Annotated in this window: 26 protein-coding genes, 1 tRNA gene and 1 pseudogene; 7 read left to right on the forward strand and 21 right to left on the reverse strand. The window is 68.0% G+C overall.

Annotation, left to right across the window (positions count from 1 at the left end; translation table 11 throughout):
* Positions 1–31: 31 nt before the first annotated feature.
* Positions 32–661, forward strand: coding sequence for an HNH endonuclease (locus tag ACFWZH_RS03570; protein ID WP_384424902.1), 630 nt, complete (start codon positions 32–34; stop codon positions 659–661).
* Here the strand turns inward: ACFWZH_RS03570 and ACFWZH_RS03575 are convergent.
* The 7 genes from ACFWZH_RS03575 to ACFWZH_RS03605 form a co-directional block, all read right to left on the reverse strand.
* Positions 658–1,017 (reverse strand): hypothetical protein, encoded by a 360-nt coding sequence (locus tag ACFWZH_RS03575; protein ID WP_384424904.1) that lies wholly within the window; start codon positions 1,015–1,017, stop codon positions 658–660. The two genes, ACFWZH_RS03570 and ACFWZH_RS03575, sit on opposite strands and share 4 nt — an antisense overlap.
* Positions 1,008–1,328 carry a hypothetical protein gene (locus ACFWZH_RS03580; protein ID WP_384424905.1) on the reverse strand — a complete coding sequence of 107 codons (321 nt, stop codon included), beginning with the start codon at positions 1,326–1,328 and terminating at the stop codon, positions 1,008–1,010. Before ACFWZH_RS03580 ends, ACFWZH_RS03575 begins: the two co-directional genes overlap by 10 nt.
* Positions 1,325–1,729 carry a hypothetical protein gene (locus ACFWZH_RS03585; RefSeq protein ID WP_384424907.1) on the reverse strand — a complete coding sequence of 135 codons (405 nt, stop codon included), beginning with the start codon at positions 1,727–1,729 and terminating at the stop codon, positions 1,325–1,327. The genes ACFWZH_RS03580 and ACFWZH_RS03585 overlap by 4 nt, the downstream gene beginning before the upstream one ends.
* Positions 1,726–2,649: a N4-gp56 family major capsid protein gene (locus tag ACFWZH_RS03590; protein WP_384424908.1), complete on the reverse strand. Its 924-nt coding sequence runs from the start codon at positions 2,647–2,649 to the stop codon at positions 1,726–1,728. The genes ACFWZH_RS03585 and ACFWZH_RS03590 overlap by 4 nt, the downstream gene beginning before the upstream one ends.
* 14 nt (positions 2,650–2,663) lie before the next feature.
* Positions 2,664–3,311, reverse strand: a complete 648-nt coding sequence (locus ACFWZH_RS03595) for a hypothetical protein (protein ID WP_384424911.1) — start codon at positions 3,309–3,311, stop codon at positions 2,664–2,666.
* Between the two features lie 698 nt (positions 3,312–4,009).
* Positions 4,010–4,177: an Rmf/CrpP fold protein gene (locus ACFWZH_RS03600; RefSeq protein ID WP_384424913.1), complete on the reverse strand. Its 168-nt coding sequence runs from the start codon at positions 4,175–4,177 to the stop codon at positions 4,010–4,012.
* Between the two features lie 12 nt (positions 4,178–4,189).
* Positions 4,190–6,034, reverse strand: a complete 1,845-nt coding sequence (locus ACFWZH_RS03605) for a phage minor capsid protein (RefSeq protein ID WP_384424915.1) — start codon at positions 6,032–6,034, stop codon at positions 4,190–4,192.
* Positions 6,035–6,249: 215 nt separating this feature from the next.
* On the opposite strand from ACFWZH_RS03605, the gene ACFWZH_RS03610 reads away from it, so the two are divergent.
* On the forward strand, positions 6,250–6,378 hold the full coding sequence (locus tag ACFWZH_RS03610; protein WP_384424917.1) for a hypothetical protein: 129 nt from the start codon (positions 6,250–6,252) through the stop codon (positions 6,376–6,378).
* A 6-nt stretch (positions 6,379–6,384) separates the two neighbouring features.
* Here ACFWZH_RS03610 and ACFWZH_RS03615 read toward each other — a convergent pair whose 3' ends face one another.
* From ACFWZH_RS03615 to ACFWZH_RS03660, 10 genes are all read right to left on the reverse strand, one after another.
* Positions 6,385–7,863, reverse strand: a complete 1,479-nt coding sequence (locus ACFWZH_RS03615) for a phage portal protein (protein ID WP_384424918.1) — start codon at positions 7,861–7,863, stop codon at positions 6,385–6,387.
* A gap of 665 nt (positions 7,864–8,528) precedes the next feature.
* Positions 8,529–9,749 (reverse strand): PBSX family phage terminase large subunit, encoded by a 1,221-nt coding sequence (locus ACFWZH_RS03620; RefSeq protein ID WP_384424920.1) that lies wholly within the window; start codon positions 9,747–9,749, stop codon positions 8,529–8,531.
* Positions 9,749–10,195: a helix-turn-helix domain-containing protein gene (locus ACFWZH_RS03625; protein WP_384424922.1), complete on the reverse strand. Its 447-nt coding sequence runs from the start codon at positions 10,193–10,195 to the stop codon at positions 9,749–9,751. The genes ACFWZH_RS03620 and ACFWZH_RS03625 overlap by 1 nt, the downstream gene beginning before the upstream one ends.
* A 237-nt stretch (positions 10,196–10,432) precedes the next feature.
* A complete protein-coding gene (locus ACFWZH_RS03630; RefSeq protein ID WP_384424924.1) occupies positions 10,433–10,573 on the reverse strand; it encodes a hypothetical protein in 141 nt (46 codons plus the stop codon).
* A gap of 224 nt (positions 10,574–10,797) precedes the next feature.
* Positions 10,798–11,619 carry a hypothetical protein gene (locus ACFWZH_RS03635; RefSeq protein WP_384424926.1) on the reverse strand — a complete coding sequence of 274 codons (822 nt, stop codon included), beginning with the start codon at positions 11,617–11,619 and terminating at the stop codon, positions 10,798–10,800.
* A 12-nt stretch (positions 11,620–11,631) separates the two neighbouring features.
* Positions 11,632–12,006, reverse strand: a complete 375-nt coding sequence (locus ACFWZH_RS03640) for a hypothetical protein (RefSeq protein ID WP_384424928.1) — start codon at positions 12,004–12,006, stop codon at positions 11,632–11,634.
* Positions 12,003–12,704, reverse strand: coding sequence for a hypothetical protein (locus ACFWZH_RS03645; RefSeq protein WP_384424930.1), 702 nt, complete (start codon positions 12,702–12,704; stop codon positions 12,003–12,005). The genes ACFWZH_RS03640 and ACFWZH_RS03645 overlap by 4 nt, the downstream gene beginning before the upstream one ends.
* Positions 12,701–13,654, reverse strand: coding sequence for a mucin-2 (locus ACFWZH_RS03650; RefSeq protein ID WP_384424932.1), 954 nt, complete (start codon positions 13,652–13,654; stop codon positions 12,701–12,703). The genes ACFWZH_RS03645 and ACFWZH_RS03650 overlap by 4 nt, the downstream gene beginning before the upstream one ends.
* 213 nt (positions 13,655–13,867) lie before the next feature.
* Complete coding sequence (locus tag ACFWZH_RS03655; protein ID WP_384424934.1) at positions 13,868–14,812, reverse strand: phage antirepressor KilAC domain-containing protein; 945 nt, start codon at positions 14,810–14,812, stop codon at positions 13,868–13,870.
* On the reverse strand, positions 14,809–15,159 hold the full coding sequence (locus ACFWZH_RS03660; RefSeq protein WP_384424936.1) for an XRE family transcriptional regulator: 351 nt from the start codon (positions 15,157–15,159) through the stop codon (positions 14,809–14,811). The genes ACFWZH_RS03655 and ACFWZH_RS03660 overlap by 4 nt, the downstream gene beginning before the upstream one ends.
* 258 nt (positions 15,160–15,417) lie before the next feature.
* On the opposite strand from ACFWZH_RS03660, the gene ACFWZH_RS03665 reads away from it, so the two are divergent.
* The 3 genes from ACFWZH_RS03665 to ACFWZH_RS03675 all read left to right on the forward strand — a co-directional run bounded on the left by ACFWZH_RS03665 (position 15,418) and on the right by ACFWZH_RS03675 (position 16,490).
* Positions 15,418–15,801 (forward strand): XRE family transcriptional regulator, encoded by a 384-nt coding sequence (locus ACFWZH_RS03665; RefSeq protein ID WP_384425619.1) that lies wholly within the window; start codon positions 15,418–15,420, stop codon positions 15,799–15,801.
* A gap of 159 nt (positions 15,802–15,960) precedes the next feature.
* The gene (locus ACFWZH_RS03670) at positions 15,961–16,176 is read left to right on the forward strand and encodes a hypothetical protein (RefSeq protein ID WP_384424938.1); all 216 of its coding nucleotides are present in this window, start codon (positions 15,961–15,963) and stop codon (positions 16,174–16,176) included.
* 246 nt (positions 16,177–16,422) lie between these two features.
* Positions 16,423–16,490 (forward strand) — tRNA-OTHER (locus ACFWZH_RS03675).
* Positions 16,491–16,594: 104 nt separating this feature from the next.
* On the opposite strand, the pseudogene ACFWZH_RS03680 reads toward ACFWZH_RS03675, so the two are convergent.
* Positions 16,595–16,717: pseudogene (locus ACFWZH_RS03680) on the reverse strand (site-specific integrase); the annotation flags it as partial.
* Between the two features lie 445 nt (positions 16,718–17,162).
* Here ACFWZH_RS03680 and ACFWZH_RS03685 point away from each other — a divergent pair.
* Complete coding sequence (locus ACFWZH_RS03685) at positions 17,163–18,764, forward strand: restriction endonuclease (RefSeq protein WP_384424940.1); 1,602 nt, start codon at positions 17,163–17,165, stop codon at positions 18,762–18,764.
* A gap of 385 nt (positions 18,765–19,149) precedes the next feature.
* Entirely contained in the window at positions 19,150–19,500 is a 351-nt protein-coding gene (locus tag ACFWZH_RS03690; protein ID WP_384424942.1) for a hypothetical protein, read from the forward strand.
* 113 nt (positions 19,501–19,613) lie between these two features.
* Here the strand turns inward: ACFWZH_RS03690 and ACFWZH_RS03695 are convergent, their stop codons facing one another.
* The 3 genes from ACFWZH_RS03695 to ACFWZH_RS03705 all read right to left on the reverse strand — a co-directional run bounded on the left by ACFWZH_RS03695 (position 19,614) and on the right by ACFWZH_RS03705 (position 24,073).
* Positions 19,614–21,869, reverse strand: coding sequence for an MMPL family transporter (locus ACFWZH_RS03695; protein ID WP_384424944.1), 2,256 nt, complete (start codon positions 21,867–21,869; stop codon positions 19,614–19,616).
* Positions 21,870–22,626: 757 nt separating this feature from the next.
* A complete protein-coding gene (locus ACFWZH_RS03700) occupies positions 22,627–23,472 on the reverse strand; it encodes a DUF4097 domain-containing protein (RefSeq protein ID WP_384424946.1) in 846 nt (281 codons plus the stop codon).
* An 82-nt stretch (positions 23,473–23,554) separates the two neighbouring features.
* A complete protein-coding gene (locus ACFWZH_RS03705; RefSeq protein ID WP_384424948.1) occupies positions 23,555–24,073 on the reverse strand; it encodes a hypothetical protein in 519 nt (172 codons plus the stop codon).
* Positions 24,074–24,204: the final 131 nt, after the last annotated feature.

Here is a 24,204-nt window from a genome sequence, read left to right on the forward strand (position 1 = left end):
GTTGTCCAAGGTGCTGCATATGCTCTGAGGCATGGCTCAAGGCAGACCTGACGTCCCAACGGCGTTGAAGCGTGCGGTACTTGTTGAAGCGGGGCACCGGTGCGCCATCCCGACGTGCCGTCATCCGACGGTCGAGCTTGCACACATCGTCCCGTGGGCAAGAATCCAGGAGCATACGTTCGACAACCTAATTGCGCTGTGCCCGACCTGCCACACTCGCTTCGACAAAGGTGAGATCGACAAAAGGTCGATGCTTCAGTACAAGGCCAATTTGGAGGTCTTGAATCATCGGTATACGGATGTCGAACGTCAGCTGTTGAAAGTCCTCCTTCACAACCTGGAGTTTGCAACTGAGGGCGATGTGGCGGAGCGTGTCGATGTCACGGAAGGCGCAGTGAGGCCACCGCAGGAGCTTCTGCGTAACATTCTTGAACACGTGGTGGTTTCCATGGGGGTGAGGATTCATTCCTCGATGAGCTGGATGCTATCCAACCTTCTGGGGGATGGAATTGTCGAACTCAAGCCAGTTGGGGATGTGGTGGATAGTTCTAAGGGGGTCGTGAAACTAGAATCGCCTGCCGATCTCAGTACGTCCTTCATCTCGCTCACTCCCAAGGGGCGCGAGTTCATCAAAAACTGGAAGGACGCGCAGCCGATTTAGCGCAGCGCCCGCCGGATCTGCGCCGCGATCAACGCCTGTACCGTGGCTGCCTCTTGCGGCAGCACCGATTCTAGGTACTTGGCCGAACGGCCGGGTGAGTGACGGGCGTTGAGGTCCTCATGCACCCGGCGGGCGTACGGGGTGTCGTAGCTGACTGCGGCGGTGAGCTGCTGCTCGTCGACGCTGGCGGCGCCGGATCGTTCGAGGGTGCCCTCGGCAATCGGCACCTTCTGCCGGCTGCTCTGCAGCACATGCTCGGCCCCCAGCAGCGCGCCGCGGGCGGCGGCCTGTCTGAGTGCTGCGGAGACTTGGGGGCCGTTCCAGTGCAGGTGGGCGCGTTGGGCGGTCACTCGCAACTCACCTCCGTATTCGCGGGGATAGGAAGTCCCGGCGCGGTGTGGAGGGCGGTGGTGATCGCGGTGATGGTGCGTCCGTCGGGGAGCGTGATGCGGCTGCCAGGCGGGCAGTCGAGCAGCGGGCCGGCGATGAAGGTCGCCGATGCGGTCACCTGTCGCCCGTCCGTCGTGCGCACCAGGCGCGGGGACTCGTCGACCAGAGCGGGGACGTCGGGGATCGCGTGGCGGTACTGGGCGCCGTAGGCGCCTTCCCCGGCGTACGGCTCGACCACAATCCGGTGGCGCAGCAGGGCCGGGGGAACGCGGGTCACCACGCGAACACCCGTCCCGGTTCCAATCCGGCGCGGCGCAGCACGCGGTCGGCGCGCGGGGCGAGGTCGACGCCGGATGATCCCGCGCTGCGCCCGGCGCGGCCGGACAGCGATACGGGTCCGATGGACACCGAGTCCCACTGTCCGGCTGCGCCCGTGCCGTCGTCGCCGGCGGCGAGCTGGCACTCGACCTGAGCGCATACGGCATCCCGCAGCGCGGCACGTATGCGCTCGTCGAGCGGGTCGCCGTCCTCGTCGACCGGATACACGGCGGTGAGCAGGGCGCTGTCGATGTCCTCGGAGGCGCGGGCGAGCAGTCGCTCGGCTCCCTCCGGCGCGGGCTCACCGATCCATGCGGCGAGCTGCTCGGGGGTGGCGTAGGCCCGCCCCATGCGCATCATGCCGCCTTCTTCGTGCGCTGCGTCGCCGCCTTGTCCCCGTCCGTGCCGGTGTCGGTGGTGGGCCGCCCGGCCGCGGTGCGCAGCACGACGATCCCCTCGTCGTCGAGGCGGTGAGTGGCGTAGTGCACGTTCGTGGTGATCACGGTGGTGCGGGCGAGCACGTTGCGGTCGGTCTCGACCAGCGGGCGCCGCTTGTAGAGCAGGCCGAGCGAACCGCGCCGGATCATCAGTGCGTTGTACGTGGTCAGCTTCCCCTCGGCGCCGGGCGTGGTGGTGACGCGGTCGGAGACGTAGACGTTGATGCCGCCGATCTGGCCGATCACGCCGCGGGGAATCACAGCCCCAGTACCGAACTTGTCGGCACTGATGAAGTTGGGGTCATTGAGCAGGCTGGCCCGCTGCACGCTGTGGATGATGATGCCGGCCATGTTGTCCGGTTCCCACTCGTCCCGGAACCGTTCGATGCCCTCGACCATGACCTGCCAGGACAGAGGCTCGGTTGTCGCGTCGACGTCGAGGGCGCCGGGCGCCTCGGCCGCAGCGATGAGGTCGCGGTCGATCTTCCGGGCGATCAGGACGCCGAGCTGCCGCTGCGTCTCCGCGAACGGGTCGCCGAAGGCCACAAGACGCGACTTGTCGGTGAGCTCGACGGCCTTCCCGGCTTCCTTGATCGTGGCGGTGGCGCCCGGGTTGGTGCTGAGCTGCTCGGGGGTCATCGGGGTGCCCTCGTCGAGCTCTTCGGCCTCTCCCAGGGCGTGCCACTTGGGGAAGTGCACGGAGTCGCCGGGCTTGCCTTCGAGGGTGTTGTCGTCGAGGGCGAGTGAGCCGATGACGAGCTTGCCCTTGAACTTCGCCTGGACCATGTCGGCCCAGACGTCCGGCACGATCATCTGTGCCGAGGTGGTCTTTCCGGTCGCCATCTGGCGCCTCCTACTTACTCAGACGCGGCAGACAGCTGCCGGTACAGATCGGGGTCGGACTGGTGGAGCTCGACGCGCTGCCCGTAGGTCATGCGCGCGAACTGCTCAGCACTCGGTGCCTGCGGGGCGCGGGGGGTGAAGTCGACGCCGCCCTTGGCCGGCCCTGTCGGAGCCTGCTTGGCGCGCAGCAGGGGGTTGGCTTCCACCGCCGCGGCGATCACGGCATCGAGCCGCTCACCGAACTTGGCGTCGGTGGGGTTGAGTTCGGCGAGCTGTCTTTCGACGGTGCGGGAGTCGAGCAGCCGCGCGGGATCTGCACCGGACTTATGGGCGGCCTGGTGAGCGGCGAGGTCGACGCGCAGCCGACGCGCCTCGGCGAGGGCGGCGTCACGCTCGACGGTGGCCTGCTCGGCAAGCCGTGCCGGGTCTTGCTCGCTGGCGCCGCCGCTGGGGTCGAGCACCTTGCGCAGGGCGGCGAGCAGCTCGTCGCGTTCCGCGGTGGCTTGCTGTGCGGCCTGTTCGGTGTCGGCGGGGCGCTGCGCGGCGGCGGGATCAACGGTGGTCGCCTCGATGGCGTTGGTGCCACCAGTGACGTGCGTGGTGGGTGGGCCGGCGGTGTCCGGGGCGGTTCCGGTCGGTAGGGCGTCGGGGGTGTCAGGCATGGGGGCATGGCCTCTGATGTGGTGCGGGCAAAGGAAAGGGCCCGCAGGTCTGCGGGCCCGGGGGGGACGGAGCTTGGTGAGTGTGGTGGCTGCATGTACACGCAGTTATTTCCGCTTAGTAATATGCCAATGGCAACATAAGTGGATAGCGGGTCGATTTTCGCTAAGCCCCTGCACTTTCCCTGTAATCTGGTGCTGCTCCCCCTCGCTCGTCTGGGCAACTCGGTTGATGTCACGTCAACCGGGCTGCTGGACAAGCGAAAAGGAGCGTAGATGGACGATCAAGAGGCGTGCGACTGTCGTTGCCATAGCAGGCATCGGCGTTGGCGACAGGCTCTGTTGGATTGGAGTCCTGTTGTAGCCCTGATCATTAAGCAGTTAGCGCAGCTGTTCCAGTAAGCACTGGATGCCGGACCCGGCCGTGGGCTCAAGCGAGCCCGGCCGCTCGATGGACGACCGGGCTCCGAACTGCTTGATCGGCCCGTTTCTGGCTGGAACCAGGAGCGGGCCCCGTCAATTCAGGGCCGATACGGGCCGCTCAGAGCAACATGCAGTTGCAACAAGGGGTTGCAACATGCTGCTGCCCTCGAAATAGTACAGCGCGCGTCACTAATCGTGCCTTATTGCGTCCATCGATCTACTCAGCCGGTGGGCCTGCGTGGACAGGAAGAGGTAGGTGCAGTGGCCCGCGGTAGGGCCTAGTTCAACGAGGTGCTCGGCGAACTTCGACCAGTCGCATAGCCGCGGACCCACGCCATGCGCAGCAGGGAGTCGGCGGGGTGCGGGCAGTCGGTCACCGGGCGGCCGGCACGGGCGGCCACGTATCCGGCGTGACGCGCGCGAACGGCGTCCTCACGGAACCCCATAGCTAACCTCCTTCAGAGCTTACGGCGTTGGTCCTGGCGGGCGTGGCGGGCGGTATCGGCCGCGCTGCTGCGGATGCCGGTCACCTGCTCGGTGAACTCGGCCAGGGTCACGCGGGGCGATTGCTCCTCCCAGAATCTGATCAGGTCCTCCGATGCGCGGGCGTAGGCGACATGCGACGGGCCGGTGAACAGTGAGCGGGGGTCGACGCTGTCGGCCTCGGCCTTGCGGCTGAGCATGTTTCCGCGGGTGGCGTCCTCGGCGGCCAGCCATTGGAGATAGATGTGTTCCTCGTACATCGCGCGTATCTCCTGGCGGGTGTACGCGGTCTGCGCGAGGCGGTCGGCGAGCTCCCGTTCGTACGCCCAGCGTTCGACGGCCGACATGTGCACGGTGCCGTCCGGGCCTCGGGTGATGTCGCGTCCAAAAGTCCCCCATTCGTCGGTGTCGGCTGGCAGTGGGTTGTCCAGACGGAGGGGGTCGAGCAGTCGGTCGAGCACGGCTCGATCGGCGACATAGTCGGCAACCGTCCCACTCGCAGTGGCCGGCGGCGGGACGACGGGGTAGCGCCGGTCGAACTCGGCAGCAACACGTCGGCGGTCGCGGTCGTCGAGAACGCCCGTGCCGATCGCGGCGCCGAGCTGGTCGTCGCCCATCTCGCGCAGCGTGGCGTCGTCCCCGCCGCGCACACGGGCAGCCTCGACAGCTTCCTCCGACGGGCGGGCCGCGGTGCTGGGAAGGTTCCCGGCGCCGGGCTGCTCGCGGTACCGCTTACGGATCAACTCCGGGTGTGCAGCGAGCAGTTCGCGCTGACGCTTCTGCCACTGCCGCACTTTGAACTCGGCGGTGCGCTTGCCCTCGGGCGTAGTCGAGGCGGCGACGCGGTTCTTCCACTTGCGGATGCCGCGTTCGATGGCGCGCTGCTTCTGCGTGGCCTCGTAGCCGTCAGGGTCGGTGGAGTGCTCGACCGGCGCCCGTGTCACCCCGGGCAGGTAGGCGGCAACAGAGTGCCGGCAGTTCGGATGGTGGAAGCCGTGGCGGCGTGCTTCGTCGAGGGAGCCGGCCACATGTACGCGGACTGTGCGACCGTCCTCGACGGCGTGCTCGACTTCCACGGTGCGAGCACCGTCCGGCCCGTCCAGGGCCAGCACACGGCCCTCGTATGGGCGGCACAGCGGGCATTCGTGCGGAGCGTTGGACACGATCACCAGGGACACTCCGGCGGCGCGGATCCGGTCGCCGTGCGCCTCGACCGCGGCCCGACCAACCGCGGTGCGAACCGCCATCTCGGCGTACGAAGTCATGCTCCACGAGTGGCCGGAGCGGTCGACGAATGTCCGCAAACCGCGATCGGCAAATCGTTCCATCGCGCGTTGGGTCGCCTGGCGCCGGGTGTCGATGCCCAGTAGCGGCGTGCCGGACACCTCGGCAACCACCTGCCGATGACCATCCTCAACGCCGCGGAGAATGCCGCGATGCGTGGCGGTGACACGGTCGATGGTCTCGTAGGCAAGACGGTCAATGGCTCGGCCGTTCGGGGTGTTTTCTGCGATCCGCCGAGCGTCCTCGTCATGTAGTGCACCGAGTTCGGCAAGTCCGGCGCGGGCGCCGGCGTTGTATGCCTCGGCGATCACGTCGAAAACGTCCAGGGTGGTTGCCTTGGCGAGTTCGTCGACGACACTCTGCGCGGCCCGGCGTAGCGGCTGATTATCGCGCAGCTTGGCAACCGCCCACCCGGGCGCCTCCAGGCCGACGGCGAGTTGCTGGGCGACGATGCCCAGCAGGCGCGCCTCGGCGTCCGCATAGAGGTTGCGCACGCTGGCCGACAGGTCCTCCACCATCCCGGGGTGGATCGGCATACGGCCCCTCCTTGCGTAAAGGCAGAGCTGATACGAGAGGGGTTATTTCAAGCCGTCATTACCTGCACAATTGGCGCCCAATGATTGTCCAACGGATGTATATACATGCGCGTCATTTCAGGGTTTTGTTCAAAGGCAACGCCCCTACGTTGGACCTGTCCGAAGGCATTCGGCCGTTGCGCGAGGGCAGGCGCAGCCTGGATACGGTCCGGGCCATGAACGAATCATTCGGCGCTCTGGGCGCCATCGTCATGTCGCTCGCCCTCGTTGCGCTCGCTCACCCTGACCCTTCGCTCCGCGCTACCGCCGAGCGCTTGTTGCGCATCATGTTCGGTGCCCGTTGAGAGCCGTCACATGGGAAGCACGGCAATCGGGTCGGGCACTGCTGTGCCGGTCTCCATCTGGATGCGGTCGACCTCGGCCTGAATGGCGCCGTCGTCCCAGTCTGGGTGCAGGATGCGCACCTTCGTGTCGGTGCTCATTGCCTGCGCCTGCTGGAGCAGCGACAGGGTCTGCGCAACGGTCTGCGGGTCCTCGCTGATGGAGTCACCGAAGGTGATGCGCGGTCGTTCGACCACGAGGCTCGGGGTGAACATGGCGCGATCGAGCTGAAGCATGACGAGGAGGGTGTGCGCGAGAGTGGGTCGCCAGTATCGGGACTTTTTGTCACGGGTGATCATCGAGCGGCGTTCGCGGGCGGTGACCTCGGTCGCGGTGATCGCTGCGCCCTGGTCGCCGAGTCCGAAACTCTGCGCGGAGTATCCGGCGGACCGTACGGTCTGCTGCACGATCGCGTCGGCGGTCGACTGGTGCTCAGCGACTCTGATCGCGAACTGGGACAGGGTGATCCCGCTGGCCTCGGTGGGTGGAATGGCGAGGGCCTGCCAGATTTCCCGGTCGTCGTCGAAACTCGCACCGCGGCCGGGGCCGTGGTCGCGCAGGTAGCCGTCGGGCACGATCAGGCGGGCGCGGGCGAGGCGGATGTCGCGCAGCCACGAGGACCAGGTCTCATCCAGCGCGTCCATGAGGTCATGCAGAGCGGCGTAGTCCGAGCGTCCGAATGGGCTGGCTCGGTGACGTCGGTTGGGCCGGATGTTGGGGACGTAGGCGGCGGTGAGCTCGGGTATGCCGGTCTCGATCGCGTCGCCCTCGGGGCCGAGAGACTCGGAGAGGCCGGCGACCTCGGGGTGCTCTGCGAGCGGCACGCGTCGGCCGAGTCGGCCGACGGTTCCCTCGTACAGTGCGTGCAGGATGCGGCCGGGTTCGTGGTGTTCGAGATGGCGCCACACCGTCGAGCTGTCCGAGGCGAGATCACGCCAGAACGTGACCTCGCTCAACTGTCCCCAACGGAAGGTGGGTACGGCGGAGTCGGCGTGCACGATGGTCAGAAGAGGTCGTGCGGCGAGCGAGGTATCCCACGTGATCCGCAGGTACACACCGCCCAAGGCGGCGGCGACCTCGGCCGCTTCGAGCAGGGTGTTCTCAACGCCGCCGGCCTCGACAAGCTCGGCAAGTCGATCCTGCGTGCCGGTGTCGCTGACGGTGAACGTCGGCGGCTCGGAGAACAGCAGGTCCGCGCTCGTGGCGGCGATGTCGCCGGCGAGCGGAACATGCAGACGGGCGTCCCGCTTCCCGGGCTGGGAGTGTCGGTGTCGGGCCCACAGTCGGCGCTGGCCGTCCTGGCGCCGCTGCTGGTGCTGGTACACGTCGGCGAGCTTCTTACGGTCGCCGGAGTACCAGGCGTCGTCGACACGCAGCTCACGGTGCAGGCCAGCAAGTTCGACCGGCGGCCAGGCAGCCCCGTTGTCAGGGAGCGGCAAGCGGATCACCTCACAGGTGGGCAGAGTCTGCTGTCTGGCACCGTCATCTGCCGTAGATTCACGTGCTATGGAAAGGCGGAGCAGTAATGACCTCAGCGGGCAGGTGGCGGGTCATGTGGTGCAGGCCGGGGAAGTGCATGGCGATGTCGTGCTACATGGGGCAACTCAGGCTCAGGTCGAGCACGCTCGGTCGCTGAGGGAAGATCGACTATCTGCGTGTGCAGCGTTTCTCGAAACTGCCGAGTCCGTAGAGGCAGACATGCATGAAATGACTGCCGCCAGCGAGAAGTGGATCAAGTTCGCGGAGGAAGAAAGAGCCCTTCGGGGGTGGGGTACGCGTCCAACGAGGCGGTTCTATCGCAATGCGTCCACTCGACATTTTCTGACTTGGACGGACCTAGCTACGAATATGCCCTCGCGTCTGATGGAACTGGGTAAGTGTGAAAAGGCAATTCGCGTGGTCGGCCCATCGAGCATCTTTGAGCCGGCGCGATCAGTGGCGCGAAACGCAACCCTGTTGTGGTACTCGTGCGACTTCGTCAATGTTCCCGATGAGGCTCCAGCGGACTGGAAGAAAGATTACAAGCGTTACGAAAAACTTTTAGAAGTGGATTTGCTGCGATTTAGAGATGCGGTTCGCCAAGTGCGAGAGCTGCCTCTTATCTAATTCGGCCTCACAGTAGATGGCGCCACTCGTGCGTGGTCGAGTGGAGGGCATAGCGCAGCGCGTCGACACTGTGATCGTCCCTCTTCAGTGGTTTGTCCTCACCCCGGTCGGCGGCCTCTGCGGACCACACGTAATTGGGGAGCTCGGCGAGTAGCCCCGAGCATGATCGGTGGATGCGCAGCAGCCCGGAGCCGAGGGCGACCGAGACGCTTCGGATACCGTCGAGAACCTCGTTGACCGCGCGGGCGACTCCGGGGTGCCCATCGGTCCAAAGCTGGGTCGAGTAGCTCGCGGCGCTCGGGTCAATGAATGTCCACTCCGGTACAACGTCGAGCGCCGCGAGCCATTCGCGAACGGCGCGGCTGTACTGGGTGTCGGTCATCTGCCGGTGGGCGGCACGGGCATCGTGGCGCCACTCGCTCACCGCGTACAGACGGTCGTCGTCGCCCAGGCCGAGCAGGATCGCGGAGAACGGATTGCTCGTGCCGTAGTCGATTCCGACCCAGTACCGGCGCATGGCGGGCAGCTCGTCGACGACGTGCCGCTGCTCGTCGTACGAGTCGTAGATCGCGCCCTCGGCGACCACCCACTCGCCCAAGATCATGCGCCGGCGCCACAGACCCGTGAACTCCTTGGCCAGCGCGGCGACGTACGCCTCGGAAAGACTCGGGTTGTCAGCGAGCTGAAAGTGAAACTGCGCGAGGTCGAGCTCGCCGGCGCGGTCGAGGTAGTCGGTCCGCAACCAGTGCCGCGGCGAGTCGGGGTTCGTGGTCCCGATCAGCTTCGCCCCGGGCGCGGACAGGCGGGCGAGCAACTGCCGGAAGAACGCGGCGGGCAGCAGCGTGACCTCGTCGGCGTAGGCCAGGGCAGCAGTCATGCCCCGCAGCCGGCCCTCGGCCCTCGCGTCCGCCGCACCGACCAGGTGCACCACGCGCCCTAGGATCACGGCGGTTGTGGCGCCGCGGGTATGACGGACCTGGGTGGCGAGGTCCCCGAACAACTCGGGGTCTTGCAGCACGTCAAGACAGTTGCGCTCGATGGTTTGCAGGCTGCGCCCGACGATGACAATCAAGCCTGAGGCCGGCGCCCGGCGGACCATGAGTAGGAAGCAGACCAGGCTCGCGATGGTCTTCCCCGACCGCACGCTGCCGTGCCAGATATTGATCCGGGCTGTTGCGCTCCGGATCGAGGCGAGCTGTTTGTCGGACAGGGGTAGGCGCGAGGCCATCACACCCCCTGTCCGTCACCTCCCGTCGGCCCGAGCAGGGCATCGGCGAGGCGGTCGAGCATCGAGCCGGCACTGGTGCCGGTGCCGGTCTGCCGGGCGAGCTCGGCCACGCGGGCGTGCACCTCGGAAAGGGCGCGGGCGGCGGTGGCGTGGTCGCGAGCATCGCGTGCCGACTCGGCGCCGGCGGTCTTGGTGACCTGCCCGAGGGCGCCGTCGAGCGCCTCCTCGGCGAGCAGCTCGCGCCGTGCGGCGGCGTCGGCCCGGTGTGCCTCGGTAGCTGCGGCGACACGGGCGCCGCCGGCAAAGGTCAGTCCGAGCTCGGCGGCGATCTTTGAGACCGTGGCGGTGCCTCGGTTCAGCTCGCGGGCAATCGCGTTACGGGACTTGCCCTCGGCGTGCAGGCGACGCACGGCCTCGCGGTCGCGGTCGGTGATCGGCTCGGCCACGTGCTCACCTCCCGGACGGGATATGCGTACGCCCCGCCGCAAGGGGGAGTTGGGGCAGGGCGTACGAGTGAGGGGCCAGAGTTTCCGGGCACGCCGGAGGCACGGCCAACATTAGGTCACGAAACGATAACGGCGCAAGTGGTCTTCGGTGGGGGGGCGGGGTGAAGGTCGACCCGCCTCCTTCGGCGGGGGGTTGATGTCGTTACCGCACCCCCCGTGATGCATCATCCTGCGTCGCTACAGCAGGCCTGCGAGCCAGGCGCAGCCACCGAGAGTCAGGGCGGTGCACGTGACCGCGCCCATGAAGAAGATGAGCCGCAATGTGCCGTCTCCACTCTTCAATGCTTCCTCGATGATTCGCAGCATGCGCTTGAGCATTGCGCCTCCCCAATTAGTTCATTCATTAGCTGACGTTCGTTATTAGCGCCGTCCAAGTCTGAAGTTGCTTAGCGAAACTAAATAAATTCAGACCGAGCGAACCCGTGGTTGCGATTCCTCAATCAGGATTGCGGCTAAATATCGGTACGTACAGGGGTAAGTGACGCATCGTTATGCAAATGAGACAGGGCGTCGAGAGTCCCGAGGCCCTGTCTGCCGTGGCGTTACGCCGCCTGCTCCGCTGGCTGTCTGCCCTCGGCGAGCGCGGCGACCAGGGCGACGAGGTCGGCCCACTGCCACACGCGCCGCCCCTGCTCGTCGAGCGGTACGGGCGCGGTGCACTCCGACCCGGTTGAGCAGGTCACGTTCGGTGCCGTGTCCGGTCCGGTGTGCAGATCGAGGTCGCCCCCGCACCACGGGCACGCCCGGTCCGGTACCGGGGTGCTGCGGGTGTCGAGGCCGAGGGTGCGCAGCAGCCGGCCCTCGGCGATCCGAGCGGCCCGTCGTACCTCGTGCAGTAGGTACGGGGGCAGGGGAGCGAACGGTGGGGCTGCGAGGGCGTCGTCGAGCTGCTTCTCGGGTTCGGTGTCCTCGTCGAGTAGGCGCCCCTCGATCCACACACAAGCGAAGTGCAACCCATGCGCCCGCGATCCGGCCGCGCCCCGACCATCTGCTGCGCCCGGGTTCTGGAAGTCCCACCGGCGGAGATCGCCGGGGTCGGCGCGCTGGACGACGGCGGCGAGAGTGTCGGCGAGGTCGAACACTTGGCGCTCGATGGCGAGGCCGGCGTCGAGCGCGTCGAGGTTGGCTGGGGCAGGGTGCTCGCGCAGCACGAGCGGCGCCCGGTCCTGGACGACGAGCGGCTCGTCGACGTCGGCGCGCAGTGTGTGCGCGAGTTGCCGCGGTGGCCAGACGTCCGCAGGCGGCGTCTCGATGGCGAGCAGCAGCTCGCCCCAGTGCTCACGGATGGAGCGCAGGGCGGCGACAGCCTCGTGAACGGCGGCGGTGTAGGTCATGCGGTGGTGCTCCCGGTCGATGGTGGTCACGTTGAGGGCTGGCTATGCCGCGGGCGCGCGCTGTGGGGCGGTGGGGTGGGTGCGGAGCAGGGTGACCTCGGCGGGGAGCAGCACGCCGCGCTCGGCCCGGTCGAGCAGCACGTCGAGACGGAGCCGGACAGGCGCTTGATCGCGCTGTACGGCCCTCTGCGGGGCGTTCGCGTGGCAGTCGTGGTGATCTTCGGGGATCGGGTCTGAGAGGCGCTCAGCGTCCCGCGCGCGAGGTGCGACCGGTCGCGCGGCCTGGGTGATGGCCCATCCCTCGTCGGTGAGGTCAGTGACGATGTCGGCGGCGGTGAGGCGGGCGAGGACCGGGCTTACGTCGAGGTGGTCGGTCAGGCGGGCGGCGATGGTGGCGAGGGCTGCGGGCGGGGTCATCGGTGTTCTCCTCCGGTGGTGTGGCGGGCACGGTGTTGGCGGGGTGCGGGGGGTTGGCACATGAGGCGGCCGAGGTGCTCGGTGTAGGCGCGTTGCCGTACGTCGTGGGTGTGCTCGCGCAGTTCCGTCCCGCTCGGGCGCTTACAGCGGTGTCGCTTGCGGGCGCGGCAGGTGTGCAGCGGGCATTCGATTTCCAGCTCGGGGAAGTTGCGGCGGCGGGCGCCGAACCCTTGCTCCGCGAGTTGCTCGGCCGCCGCGGGCGGGACGTAAGGGCGCGACTGGGCGTTGTAGACGGCTCGGCCGACGCCGGCGGTGAGGGCTAGCACGTCGGGCGGGGGTGTGGCACCTATGGCGTGGGTGATGGTGCGGGCGGGCAGGGTGCCGTCGGCCGCGGAGGCGATCTGGGCACGGCGGCGCTCGGTGAACTCGGCTCCGGTCTCGTCGGGGTTGCCGTCGTACACCGGATGGGCGGCGCCGATCCGGTTGTTGCGGATCCGGGTGCGCATCTCCCGTACCTGGGCGGCGCTGATCCACTTGTCGGTGTGGCCATAGTGCTCGGCGACGGCGGTGCGGGTGTCCTCATCGAGGGGGATGTCGTTCAGTGCACGCGCCCAGGCGTGGGCGTCGGCTTCACCGATGGTGCGGCGGTCGAACGCGGCGCAAAGAGATAGCAGTTCGGCGGCGTCGGCCGGGGTCATGGGATGGCCTCCTGTTGGCGGAGTCGGGCGGCCAGGTCGAGGCCGTCGCGTACGCGTTGGTCGGTGGTGGAGGAGCGGGCGGCACGCAGTGGGACGACGTTGGGACCGTGACCGGGCATCGGTGCGGCGTTGGTTGGTGCGCTGGGGAGGGAACGCCAGCCGGGCAGGAAGTAGCGGGCGGAGCGAGGGCGGGTACGGGCGGCCTGCCAGGCACCGCCGGCGTGGTCGACGAGAGTCGCCATCCCGCAGCGTTCGATCAGGGACTGCAACAGGAACCACTCGGCCGGGGCGAGCTCCCATGAGACGGACATGCCGGCGGCGGTCATGGCGTCAACCAGGGGCCGGACGGGTTCGGCGATGTGCGGACCGTCCGGGCTAGCTTGCTGGTTACTTCCGTAGGAAGTAACGGACTGGCTTGGCTTGGGGCTGGCTTGGAGGGGTGTGACCCCCTCGACAGGGTCACGGTGTGACACCCCCGCCTGACCTGCGGATTCCTCTGAAAAATGGGGTGCTTTTCGTTCCCGATTCGGTGCGGGATCGCTGGCGTTTCGATCGCGATTCGCGGCCGATTCGTCGTCGATTCGCCCTCGATTCGTGCGCGTTCTGCTGCGCGCTTTCCGTTCCGCGGCGCTGGTGCGGGCGGCGTCGACCTGAGCGCGGGTGGCGTTGCGCCCGCCCTCGAAGTAGTCGTGCACGACGTAGTCGCCGGCTGCGGGCTGCGGGCAGCGAGCGCAGTCGTGACCCTGCTCGTGCCACAGACCGACTGCGATCAACTTCCGTGCCTGCGGGGCGGTTCCGTACATCTGCGCCACGACACCGGGCACGGTGCCCTCGGTCAGATGCTGGGCGGCGTAGGCGCCACAGCGCAGCCACAGGCCGAGCGCGGCGTTACCGGCCTTGACGAACTTGGGGTGCGAGTGGCTGCTGTCGTCGATCTTGAACCACGGCACGGGCCGGCCCTCCGTTTCTTCGGTGCGCGCTGCGGGGCGGGGTGGTTGGGGGTTCGGGGTGGCCGATGAGGGCGGCTGGGGTGTGGAGCGGGCATCGGTTGCCGGTGACGTAGCGGCGGGCGCCCGGGGCGCCGCAGTACCGGTGCCCCGGCCCGTCCCAGTGCCGACACCGAAAAGCAGTCGGCCGGCCGATCAGACGCCGGCCAGCCGCCGTCACCGCTTCGGCCTAGGCCGGCTAGGAGCGGCCGAGCATTCGCCGGGCCGCCCCACTGCCGGCGAGCGGCGGCGGGACGTGGCCGAGCACGTTGCGCCAGAAGGGGCAACTGCTTCCGCGCGTGCCGCGGTGGTGAGGTGACCAGCACGGATCAGTCGCTGCCGGATCAGCTCGACACCACGCGGGGTGACGCGCAGCGTGTAATGCGCGCACGGCCCCGTCGAGTTGTGGCTGATCACGGTCTCCGTGGGACGGAAGTGCGCCCGGTACTGCGCATACGCGTCGTAGAAGCGGGTGCCGCACGGCGCGTAGCGGGGGAAGATCAGCCCATCGTCGACCAGGAAGCCACGCAGCCATGATTCACGGACGCCAAGCAGCTTGGCAGTCTCCCGGACCAGGCGGTCGGAGTCGTGTGCGGCGAGGTAGGCGTCGTGCGCGGCGGCCTTGGGCTCCAGTTCCTTGACACGTTCGGTCTGTGCGACCAGGGTGCGGGCGGTGTCGACGTACTGCTCTGCCAGCGCCAGCACACCGGCCGGCGAGGACAGGTCGGCAACCGCCGGGGCGACCGGGGGCGTCTCGGCCTCGCGCGTCTTGACCGCGAAATACGTCTGCGCCGCCGCGATCTCCGGTTTCCGCGGGTCGCCGTTCATTGCCCACATGTAGGCGCCGTACCGGGTCAGACGGAAGTCCGGTATCTCTCGGCGGGCGCCGCTCCCTAGCGCGACCATTTTGAGACCGGCCTCAATATGGTTCTGACCTGCGGCCTCGCCCATGGTGTTGGCGATGGCGACGCGCGCGCGTGCGATGCCGTCGCGCACCTCGGTCCATCTCGCGTATCCGAAGTGGGCCATCAGATCGCGAGCGCTCCAGTTCTCAACGCCTTCGTCGTCAATGTGCCGGATGGAGTCGAACGGGCTGGCCTCGGCGTGTGCGGGGAGGTTCATGCGGCGGCTCCGTGCATGGCGGCCGGCGCCGGGGCAGCAACGGCGAGAGGAGTTGCGCGTCCCGTGGGCGCGAAGAGTACGAGGACGTCGACGCCGATCCGGGCGGCGATGGCATGAGCGGTTGCGGCCGGGACGCTGTGCTGCTGCTCGACGAGTAGGTTCCCGATGGTGCTGTGACTGCACCCGACCGCGTCGGCGAGGCCGCGAATGGTGACGGGCGCGCCGGTGCCGGTGCGGCGCATCAATGTGCGCAGCAGGTTCGGGTCGACCAACCGGTACATGGGCAGGGAAGGAGACACGTTCACCCCCGTAAGCGATTCGTTTAACTCAATGAACATCGTGATCATGGCACGACCTAAACGATCTGTCTATCGAGATGAACGCTGCTGCAGGTGCGGTGCCGGGGTTCGAGGTCAAGAGTGTGAGGCGCTAGGGAGTCGTTGGGGCTCCGGTAACGTGAACAACTTGTCGTCTATCATCCTGGACATGCTGTCTATCGCGTGAAACACCTCGCGCGGTCGATATGGGCAGAGCGTGATGCGAAGCGATGGCCGCCTCAAGGGGCGGGGGACCACACTGGGGCGATGGGATGAGTCGTGTCTGAGATGCAGCGAACGGACCTATCGGACCTCGTGCGAGACAGGCGGGCTGAGCTCAAGCTCGGACTGCGCTCCCTCGCGGACCGATGTACGGATCCGGAGAGCAGCGAGCAACTCAAGTTCGGATGGCTGTTCCGGCTGGAGAAGCGTGAGGCCGTGATCCCGCCTCAGCTCCCCGGCCTCCGCGCGCTTGCGGCAGGGCTGGAGCTACCGCTGCGGATCGTTCAACAGGCAGCGGGCGCTCAGTTCATGGGGATCGTCTCCGAGGTAGAGAGCGAAGGCGGGGAGGCCCGCGCGCTCGTGGCACACCTCGACGACATGAGCGAGGCCGAACGGCGCCAAGTCAAAGCCATGGTCGAGGCGTTCGCGCGTAGCCGATCGACAGGTTGACGGTGGCGCCCGCTCTGGGGCGTGCTTAGCCGACGAGCGTAGCAGTGCAAATCGGAGGCAGTGTCAGATGCCTCCGATAAGGTGATCTATGCACCGTGTGACGAACCGTCGGCGTATGCGTTCCTGGATACCTTAGGGGGCCTTTTGTCCACTCCTGTCATGACCATCAAGTTCGTTGATGAGCTGCCCGGTGGCAGGCAGGTCCTGCCCCTGGAGCGCGACGGCGAGCTGCGCTGGCTCGTCCTTCGTGGTGCCATGACGGAGGAGGCGCGCGACGAGTTCGCGGTGTGCTTCCGGTACCTGACCGAGAACCGTCACTGGGTACAGCAGTGGAAAGGCCGGGGCATCCCGCCCCAGAGCCGCCGAGCTGCCTAGCCGGCCTCGTGCACGCAATCAGAAGGGCCGCGCGGCTTATGCCGCGCGGCCCTTTGGCGCCCTGTGGGCACGCACTGCCCGGAAGGGTTCGTATCCCCGAGTGTCCTCAAAGGCGCAGGTCATCGGGTGCCGTTGCGTGCCCGGTGCGTGCCCGGACGGTACCGGATGGGGTGACAGCGGTTGATCTTCAAGGTGCCGCCGCAAGCCGCTGACCTGCACTTATTGGCCTGCGGCGGCATGTGGTGAGCCCCCTTGTCATGATCGCTCTTGGGCTTGTAAAGCGAAGGTCGTCGGTTCGAATCCGACAGGGGGCTCTCAGCGTGACCAGGGAAGAAGCCCCGGGCCGATCTTGGCCTGGGGCTTCTGACATCTATGGGTGACATCAACGGGGCGGTCGGTACGGGGCGGCCGGTCGGGATCAGTCCCGGTCGAGCCGTCGTTTCAGCAGCCGGTCCATGTGACTGATCGCCTCCCGCTGGGTGTCCTGGGCCACGTGCGTGTAGACGTTCATGGTCAGGCTGATCTGGCTGTGGGCGGCCAGGCACTCGCCCCCGATCGCGCCGCACGACTGGCGCGCCAGAAGCGCACCAGTTGCGGCGGAGAACCGCGGTCAACGGCGGTTCGATCCGAGGGTTCGCGACAGCGCCCCGGCGAGCTGTTCTGCCTGGTCAACGGCCGTAAGCGAGGCGAACCGCTGGTGATGCCCAAGCTGATGGCTGAGGCAGTGTGCTCACGGGCCGGTCGCCTTAGCCTCCTCTGGTAGACGACACCGTCACAGCGTGGCTGAGGTCAGTGAAAGTGCAGCGAGGCGCACGCGCGCCTGGTCGGTCGGCAAACCCGCCATCGTGGCTGACTGTCGTCGGTTGAGGCGCAGGCGACTTGGCTCGACGGTGCACCGTAGGTCACGTCCCTGGCCTGCGTGATTCTGCTAGGTGGAAGGGGAATGCAGCCCTGTGGCGAAGTAAGGCCAGGGGAGGGGTAAACAGGTGGCGCAGCGGGGCAGCGGCCGAGGCAACGACTACCAGCGGCAGCAGCAAGCTTTACGACGTGCCCAGGAGCAACGGGCACGGCAAGTGGAGCGGGAACGCAAGGCCGCTGAGACGGCCAGCAAGCGGCAGGAACGCGAGCGGAAGGCTGCGTATCAGGAGCAGCAGGCCGAGCAGGCGCAGGTGCGCACGATCGGGGTCGAGCACGAGGTCGAGCAGCTCGGGCAGCTGCTCCGTGACGCTTTGGTCGGCGATCCGCCAACCACCTTTGAGCGCCGGCGGAGGACCCACACGCCGAGGAAGTTAGACGAACGTCCTTGGTCTCGTCCGGAGCCTTCCCCGCGCTGGGAGGAGTTCGCACCACCGGAGCCCGGCGGCCTGGCTGCCGTCCTGGGTCTTGGCAGAAAGCGCTATGAAGCTGAGGTAGCCGAGGCGCGTCTGCGGTTCGGCGAGGCGCATGAGCGCCACAGGCGAGCCGAGGCGAAGCGGCTGGCAACGCTGGAGCGGAAGCGTGCCGAGCACCGCCAGACCGAAGCGCAGGCTCTCGACGAGGTGGCGACCTTCAACGGGAAGTTGGACGAGGAGCACGAGGCGTACAGGGCCGGGGAGCCCGCGGCGGTCGAGGCTCATCTCGGGGCAGTTCTGGATGCGTCAGAGTACCCAGTGGGCTTCCCCCACGAGCATCGGATCGCCTTTCGCCCTGCCACCGGTGACGTGCTCGTTGAGATCCACTTGCCTCCTGAGGCGATCGTTCCTAGCGCGCGGGGCTACCGGTACGTGAAGAACCGAGACGAGACGACCGTGCTGCCTCGTCCGGAGAAGGAGCGCAAGGAGATCTACGCCTCCGTCCTGGCACAAGTCGCCCTGAGGACAGTCCACGAGGTCCTGACGAGTGATCTGGACCGGGTCGTCAATGACGTGATCCTGAACGGCCATGTCAGAACCATTGATCGGGCCACTGGCCAGGAGGTCTCACCCTGTCTGGTGACGCTCAGCGCCAGCAGGGAGCAGTTCGGGAAGCTCCGCCTCAGTCAGGTTGATCCAGCGCAGTGCCTCAGGGGGCTCAACGCCCTGGTGTCTCCCAACCCCTACGATCTCGAACCGATCCGTCCCATCGTCGAGTTCGACCTGTCGAAGTACCGGCTCATGGACAGCATGGACGTAGTCGCCGACCTGGACAGCAGGCCCGTGTTGGTGAAGTTGACACCCACCGAGTTCGAGCACCTGATTCGCCAACTGTTCGAGGCGATCGGCATGGAGGCCTGGAACACCCAGGCGTCCAAGGACGAGGGCGTTGACGCGGTGGCCGTCAGCAAGGACCCCGTCTTCAACGGTGAGTGCATCATCCAGGCCAAGCGCTACAGCAAACTTGTGGGTGTTGAGTCCGTCCAGGCACTCGCCGGAGTCGTGGAGCACAAACGTGCCGCCAAGGGGGTCTTGATCACCACATCGTGGTTCGGCAGGGCCAGTCACGACTTCGCCCGCCAGCATGGCCGGCTCCAGCTCATCGAAGGGCCGGAACTCAAGTACCTGATTAAGGAACACCTTGGCAAGGATGTGATCCCTGGGCCGGTTCCCCCGAAGAGGCGTCCCTCGCGCTGAGACCTGGGGCCGTTGCCCTCCAGCGTCACAGAGCTTCGGACGGCGTTCCGCCAGGCCGCGCGCGGGAGGCTCTCGGCTACGGCGACCTCGACGACTCGACGGCAGTTGACTCAGGTATCGAGTAGGACGGGCTCTTACCGGGAAGCGCGCAGGGCGTCCTGCTTGGCCTGCCAGGCCCGGAACGTACATCCCTTCATCCACCGGAGGAAGGTGGGGGTGTTGTTGGACGGGGTACCCCGAGGGCGGGGCCAAGGACGGTCAGGAGATCGCTGCCAGGAGGGCCGCCTCGCCCGGGTAGACCCAGGCACGGCCCAGCCGAGCTCGCCAACTGGCAAGATCCTCTGCAAGGACGTACCGCCGCACGAACGGCATCTAGGGAGCAACCATGGGCGTCTTCGGCAAGTCCGCGAGCAGCAACGGCGGCGGCTCGGGGCGAGCATGTCCCGACTGCGGGGAAGATTTGTGGGCCGACTCAGGAGAGCTTGCAGGCCGGTACGAATGCCGCAACGGTAGTTGCTTTGGGTTTCGGGTCTACTTCGACGAAGGCGGCATGCTCTTTGACCCGCCGAACCGCGCCAAGAGCCGCGGCAGCCGCACCTGTCAGTGGTGTCAGTCCTCGCTCTCAGGTGGAACGAGCTACCTGCCCTATGAAGATGGCAGCAACTCACACCCCTACATCGTCTGCCCGTCCTGCAAGCAGGAGAACATTCGGTACGGCTTCGGCGAGGATGACTAGAGAGGACTGCTGTAGACCAGCGTCCGGTCCGATCCCTGTCGAGTGCGGCATCCCCGCGCCGGTCCCAGGCCGGTGCGGGGATGCTCTAGTGGCACCGTTCGCTTGGTGGGGTGTCAGTTGATGAGGACGCGGGCCTGTGGGGAGTGCGGGGTGGGGGCGGGGTGCTGGTCGAGGGTTTCGCCCTCGACGTCCACTCGGGGCAGGATGCGGTCCAGCCACTTCGGCAGCCACCAGGCGGACCTGCCGAGCAGGGCGAGGAGCGCGGGCACGAGCGCCATGCGGACGATGAAGGCGTCGAAGAGGACGGCGATCGCCAGGGCGAAGCCGATCATCTTGATGAAGTCGTTGTCCTCCACGATGAAGCCGGAGAAGACGCTCATCATGATGACCGCGGCAGCGGCGACGACCCGGCCGCCGTGGCGGAAGCCGTCGACGACCGCCTCGGCGGGGCGTGCCCCGTGGACGTGGGACTCACGCATCCGGCTGACCAGGAAGACCTCGTAGTCCATGGCGAGGCCGAAGACCACACCGATCATGAAGATCGGCATCGTGCTCATGATCGGGCCGGTCTGCTCGACGCCGACGACCTCCGCGAGCCAGCCCCACTGGAAGACCGCCACGACGGCGCCGAGGGCCGCGGTCACCGAGAGCAGGAAGCCGAGGGCCGCCTTGAGCGGTACCAGGAGGGAGCGGAAGACCACCATCAGAAGAAGGAAGGCGAGGCCGACGACCAGGCCGAGGTAGGGCAGGAGTGCGTCGTCGAGGGTCTGCGAGAAGTCGATGAACATGGCCGTCTGGCCGGTCACGAGGATCTGGGACGCGGTGCGCGGCTCCAAGTCGCCTGCGGTGGAGCGCAGTTCGCGGACCAGTTCCTCGGTCTTCTCGTCGGTCGGGCCGGTCGTCGGGACGACGTTCAGGATCGCGGTGTCGTCCGCCCTGTTGGCGGCGGCCGGGGAGACCGAGACCACGCCGTCCGTCTTGCGGAGGGCCTCGCCGACCTTGTCGCCCGCGGCCCTGGCGCCGTTCGCCTGCACGGTGACCATCAGCGGTCCGTTGAACCCGGGACCGAAGGACTCCGAGAGCATGTCGTACGCCCTGCGCTGAGTGGTCTTCGTCGACATCGACCCCTCGCCCGGCAGCCCGAGCTCCAGGCTCGCGGCCGGTACGGCGACCGTGCCGAGGCCGACCACGCCGATGAGCAGGACGGCCACGGGGTGGCGCAGGACGTAACTCGCCCAGCGGGTGCCGAGGTTGGGCCGGGCGCTCTTGGCCGGATCGGTGGCGCGCTTGGCGGCCTTGCGCTGCCGGCGTGCCGACAGCGGCTTGACGGCGTACTGCAGGCGGTTCCTGCGGGCCATCACCTTGACCGGCGCGAAGCCCAGCAGGGCGGGGACCAGGGTGATCGCGACGAGCACGGCGACCGCGACGGTGCCGGCCGCGGCGAGGCCCATCTTGGTGAGCATCGGGATGTGGACGACGGCCAGTCCGGCGAGGGCCACGATGACCGTCAGCCCCGCGAAGACGACCGCCGAACCCGCGGTGCCGACGGCGCGGCCCGCGGCCTCTTCGGGGTTGCGCCCCTCGACGCGCTCGGCCCGGTACCGGGACACGATGAACAGCGCGTAGTCGATGCCGACCGCGAGGCCGATCATCATGGCGAGCGTCGAGGTGGTGCCGGACAGGCCGAGGGTGGAGCCGAGCGCGGTGATGCCGGAGATGCCGATGCCGACTCCGATCAGCGCGGTGATCAGCGGCATGCCGGCCGCGATCATCGAGCCGAAGGTCAGGACGAGGACGACCGCGGAGACCAGGATGCCGATCTTCTCTCCGGTGCCTCCCATCGTCTGGTCGAGCTTGACGGCGTCCCCGCCGGCCTCGACGGTCAGGCCCGCCCTGCCGGCTTTCTCGACGGCGGCGTCGAGCGCGTCGTGCGCCTTGTCGCCGACCTCCATCGCGGGGACCTTGTACGTCACGACCGTGTAGGCGGTCGTACCGTCCTTGCTGATGGCGACCGCGGGGGTCTGGTACGGGTCGGTGGCGCCCACCACGCGCGGGGACGATGCCTTCAACTCGGCGACGAGCCGGCGGACTTCGGCCCGCTGGCCGCGGTCGGTGATCTTCTGGCCCTCGGGCGCCCGGACGACGACCCGGGCGCTGGCGCCATCGGCACTCGCGTCCGGGAACTTCTTCGTCAGCAGGTCGAAGGCCTTCTGTGACTCGGTGCCCGGCATCGAGAAGGTATCGGCGGGCGGTAGCGGGGCGGAGGAGGCGGCGAAGCCCACGCCGCCGAATATCAGCAGCCAGAGCAGCAGCATCACCCCCCGGCGGCGAAAGGCGAGGCGGCCGAGTCTGGAAAGGGACGTAGCCACGGTGGGGCTCCCGTTGGTTGGTGGGCCGGAGTGCGGTTGGTTGGTGGGTGTGGGGTTGGTCGGTATGTGGTGGGTGGGTGTGGGGTTGGGGGGGTGTGGGTTGGTGGGGTCGAGGCGGGACGGGGCGGCCAGGTTGGCCCGGTGATCGGGGCGCCTGGGACCTGGGCAGCACGGCATGGCGCCTTGAGGGCGCAGGGGTGGTTCTTGGTCGGGGCACGACCGTGCCGGGTGCATGGTGCGACCGGGGCTGGGATACCTAGGGGGCCCGGAACCCCGGCCTGCTGCGACAGCAGGGGAAGGTGTGCTGAGCGGCTTGCTTAGCTGCTTGCTGAGTTGCTTGTTGAGCAGCTTCGTCTGCGGCAGTCATCCGCAGGGCCCCATGCCGCTGGTGGGCCCCATGCCGATGGTGCGTCCCATGCCGCTGGTGGTGATGTCGAGCTGCCGGCTGTGCCCGGGGTGGGCGGGAGGGCGGCCTCGATCGAGCATCGCGCGTATCAGCGGTTCACGTGGCTGAGCACCGTACGCGAGCGTTGAGGGCGGGCTTGTCGCCGGAGGACTTGCGCGGCCCGGTGGTGGAGGCGGCGGCCGGCGGCAATGGATCGGGCCGGGCGGCAGTGGACCGGGCTGCGTGTCCTGGTGCGGGGCGTCGTGGCGCGTCTTGGTGTGGGCATGACAGATAGCCCGAAGTGGCTGGGGCGGGTGGGAGTGAGGGGCAGGGTGAGGGGTGAAGGTGAGCGTGAGTCGGTAGAGCCCGTGGTCAGGGCTTGGCGCGGAGGATGTCGATGTTGCCGTGTCGGGTGCGGGCGCGGACCTCGACGCTGTCGCCGGTGTTCTCGGGGGCCTCGGAGGCGGTGAGGGTGTTGCGTACCTGTCCGGAGCCCGAGCTGACGTCGAGCCAGGCGGCGCTGCCCTCGCGGATGCCGACCTCGATGGCGCCGTAGGAGGTCTCCAACTGGACGGTTCCGCGGGCCACGTCGGCCGCGCGCACGGTGCCATGGGCGGTGGTCGCGGCGACCGAGCTCTCGGCGCGTGCGATGTCGATGTCCCCGTGGCCGCCGCGCACCCGCAGCTCGCCGCTCACGGCGCCGACGATCGTCGTGCCGTGCGAGTTCTTCAGGACGGCGGAGCCGTTGACGGTGCCGACGCGCAGGCTGCCGGTGCTGGTGGTGATCTCGGCCGTGCCCTCGACCCGGTCCACGGTGATCGAGCCGTGCGCCGCGGTCAGGTGCAGCGGTCCGGTGGTGTCGAGGCGGGTGTCACCGGACGAGGTCTTCACGCGGACCTCGCCGAGCCGGCCCTCGCCGAGCACCTGGGCCCAGGCGCCGGTCATGTCGATGCGCGAGCCCGTGGGCAGTTCGACCGTCACGTCGACGGTGCCGGGGCGGCGAAGCGAATTGCGCTGCTTGGGGGTCCTGACGGTCAGGTTGCCGCTCGCGTAGGTGACCTCGGCCTGCTCGGCGGCCCGTACGTCCCGGTCCTGCTTCGGGTTGCGGGGCCGCACCTCCACGACGGTGTCGAGGCGGTCGCTCGCGGTGAAGTGGATGGAGCCGGCCTCCACGTGGGCGGTGACGGCGATCGGTTCGGGAGAGTCGAAAGAAGGCATGGCTGTACCGTCCTCTTGGGTCTTGGTGGCGTCCCTGCTGGTGGGACGTGGTGTGGATGAAGTGGCGCGGGCGCGGGCGCGGCTAGTGCACCCAGCCCGTGAAGCTCTGTCCGACGGTGCGGGTCCTGCCCGTCGTGCTTCGGGGCTGCGTGCCGCCGGTGACCGCGGCCGACACGGCCCGCACCAGCCACGCGTTGACCGACAGGCCCTCGCGGCTCGCGGCCTCCTCGGCGCGCGCCTTGAGGTGGGCCGGCAGGCGCAGATTGACGCGGGCGGTGCCGCCCTCGTCGCCTTCGGTGGGTGCCGGTGCCTGGAGCGGTTCGGCGGGGCCGGCGGGTGCTTCCGTGGGGCCGCCGCCGGTGGGCGGGGTCACCACGAAGTCGGGGTCCAGTCCGCGCAGCCGTACGTCGACCGAGCCGGGGGCGAGTTCGCGGGTGATCTCGTCCATCGCGGCGGAGAGCACATTGAGCATGGTCAGGCGGGTCGCCGACTCCAGGGGAGCGGTGAGCCGCTCGGCCAGCTCGCGGGCTTCTTCTCCGCCGGCTTCGGCGGCCACCGCGAGTTCGCGGCGCAGGGTGTCGACATACGGCGTGAGGTCCATGACGTCATGATGGCACCATGATGGCGCCATGTGCAAGTGTGGGTGACCCCTTATGGGGCGCGGCGGGTGACGCCGGGCAGTGTCAGGTGGTGCCACGTGATGCCATGTGATGCCACGCGGCGCCGCGCGGC

The organism is Streptomyces sp. NPDC059008 (assembly GCF_042749045.1).
GTDB lineage: Bacteria > Actinomycetota > Actinomycetes > Streptomycetales > Streptomycetaceae > Streptomyces.

Bases quoted from the DNA above. Each gene is read 5' to 3' on its own strand.
- ACFWZH_RS03610 (WP_384424917.1), top strand. From the start codon at position 6,250: ATGAACGAATCATTCGGCGCTCTGGGCGCCATCGTCATGTCGCTCGCC.
- ACFWZH_RS03585 (WP_384424907.1), bottom strand. From the start codon at position 1,729: ATGATGCGCATGGGGCGGGCCTACGCCACCCCCGAGCAGCTCGCCGCA.
- ACFWZH_RS03595 (WP_384424911.1), bottom strand. From the start codon at position 3,311: ATGCCTGACACCCCCGACGCCCTACCGACCGGAACCGCCCCGGACACC.
- ACFWZH_RS03640 (WP_384424928.1), bottom strand. From the start codon at position 12,006: ATGACCCCGCCCGCAGCCCTCGCCACCATCGCCGCCCGCCTGACCGAC.
- ACFWZH_RS03630 (WP_384424924.1), bottom strand. From the start codon at position 10,573: ATGCTCAAGCGCATGCTGCGAATCATCGAGGAAGCATTGAAGAGTGGA.
- ACFWZH_RS03660 (WP_384424936.1), bottom strand. From the start codon at position 15,159: ATGATCACGATGTTCATTGAGTTAAACGAATCGCTTACGGGGGTGAAC.
- ACFWZH_RS03590 (WP_384424908.1), bottom strand. From the start codon at position 2,649: ATGGCGACCGGAAAGACCACCTCGGCACAGATGATCGTGCCGGACGTC.
- ACFWZH_RS03600 (WP_384424913.1), bottom strand. From the start codon at position 4,177: ATGGGGTTCCGTGAGGACGCCGTTCGCGCGCGTCACGCCGGATACGTG.
- ACFWZH_RS03605 (WP_384424915.1), bottom strand. From the start codon at position 6,034: ATGCCGATCCACCCCGGGATGGTGGAGGACCTGTCGGCCAGCGTGCGC.
- ACFWZH_RS03645 (WP_384424930.1), bottom strand. From the start codon at position 12,704: ATGACCCCGGCCGACGCCGCCGAACTGCTATCTCTTTGCGCCGCGTTC.
- ACFWZH_RS03655 (WP_384424934.1), bottom strand. From the start codon at position 14,812: ATGAACCTCCCCGCACACGCCGAGGCCAGCCCGTTCGACTCCATCCGG.
- ACFWZH_RS03570 (WP_384424902.1), top strand. From the start codon at position 32: ATGGCTCAAGGCAGACCTGACGTCCCAACGGCGTTGAAGCGTGCGGTA.
- ACFWZH_RS03690 (WP_384424942.1), top strand. From the start codon at position 19,150: ATGGGCGTCTTCGGCAAGTCCGCGAGCAGCAACGGCGGCGGCTCGGGG.
- ACFWZH_RS03665 (WP_384425619.1), top strand. From the start codon at position 15,418: ATGCAGCGAACGGACCTATCGGACCTCGTGCGAGACAGGCGGGCTGAG.
- ACFWZH_RS03700 (WP_384424946.1), bottom strand. From the start codon at position 23,472: ATGCCTTCTTTCGACTCTCCCGAACCGATCGCCGTCACCGCCCACGTG.
- ACFWZH_RS03705 (WP_384424948.1), bottom strand. From the start codon at position 24,073: ATGGACCTCACGCCGTATGTCGACACCCTGCGCCGCGAACTCGCGGTG.
- ACFWZH_RS03670 (WP_384424938.1), top strand. From the start codon at position 15,961: ATGACCATCAAGTTCGTTGATGAGCTGCCCGGTGGCAGGCAGGTCCTG.
- ACFWZH_RS03620 (WP_384424920.1), bottom strand. From the start codon at position 9,749: ATGGCCTCGCGCCTACCCCTGTCCGACAAACAGCTCGCCTCGATCCGG.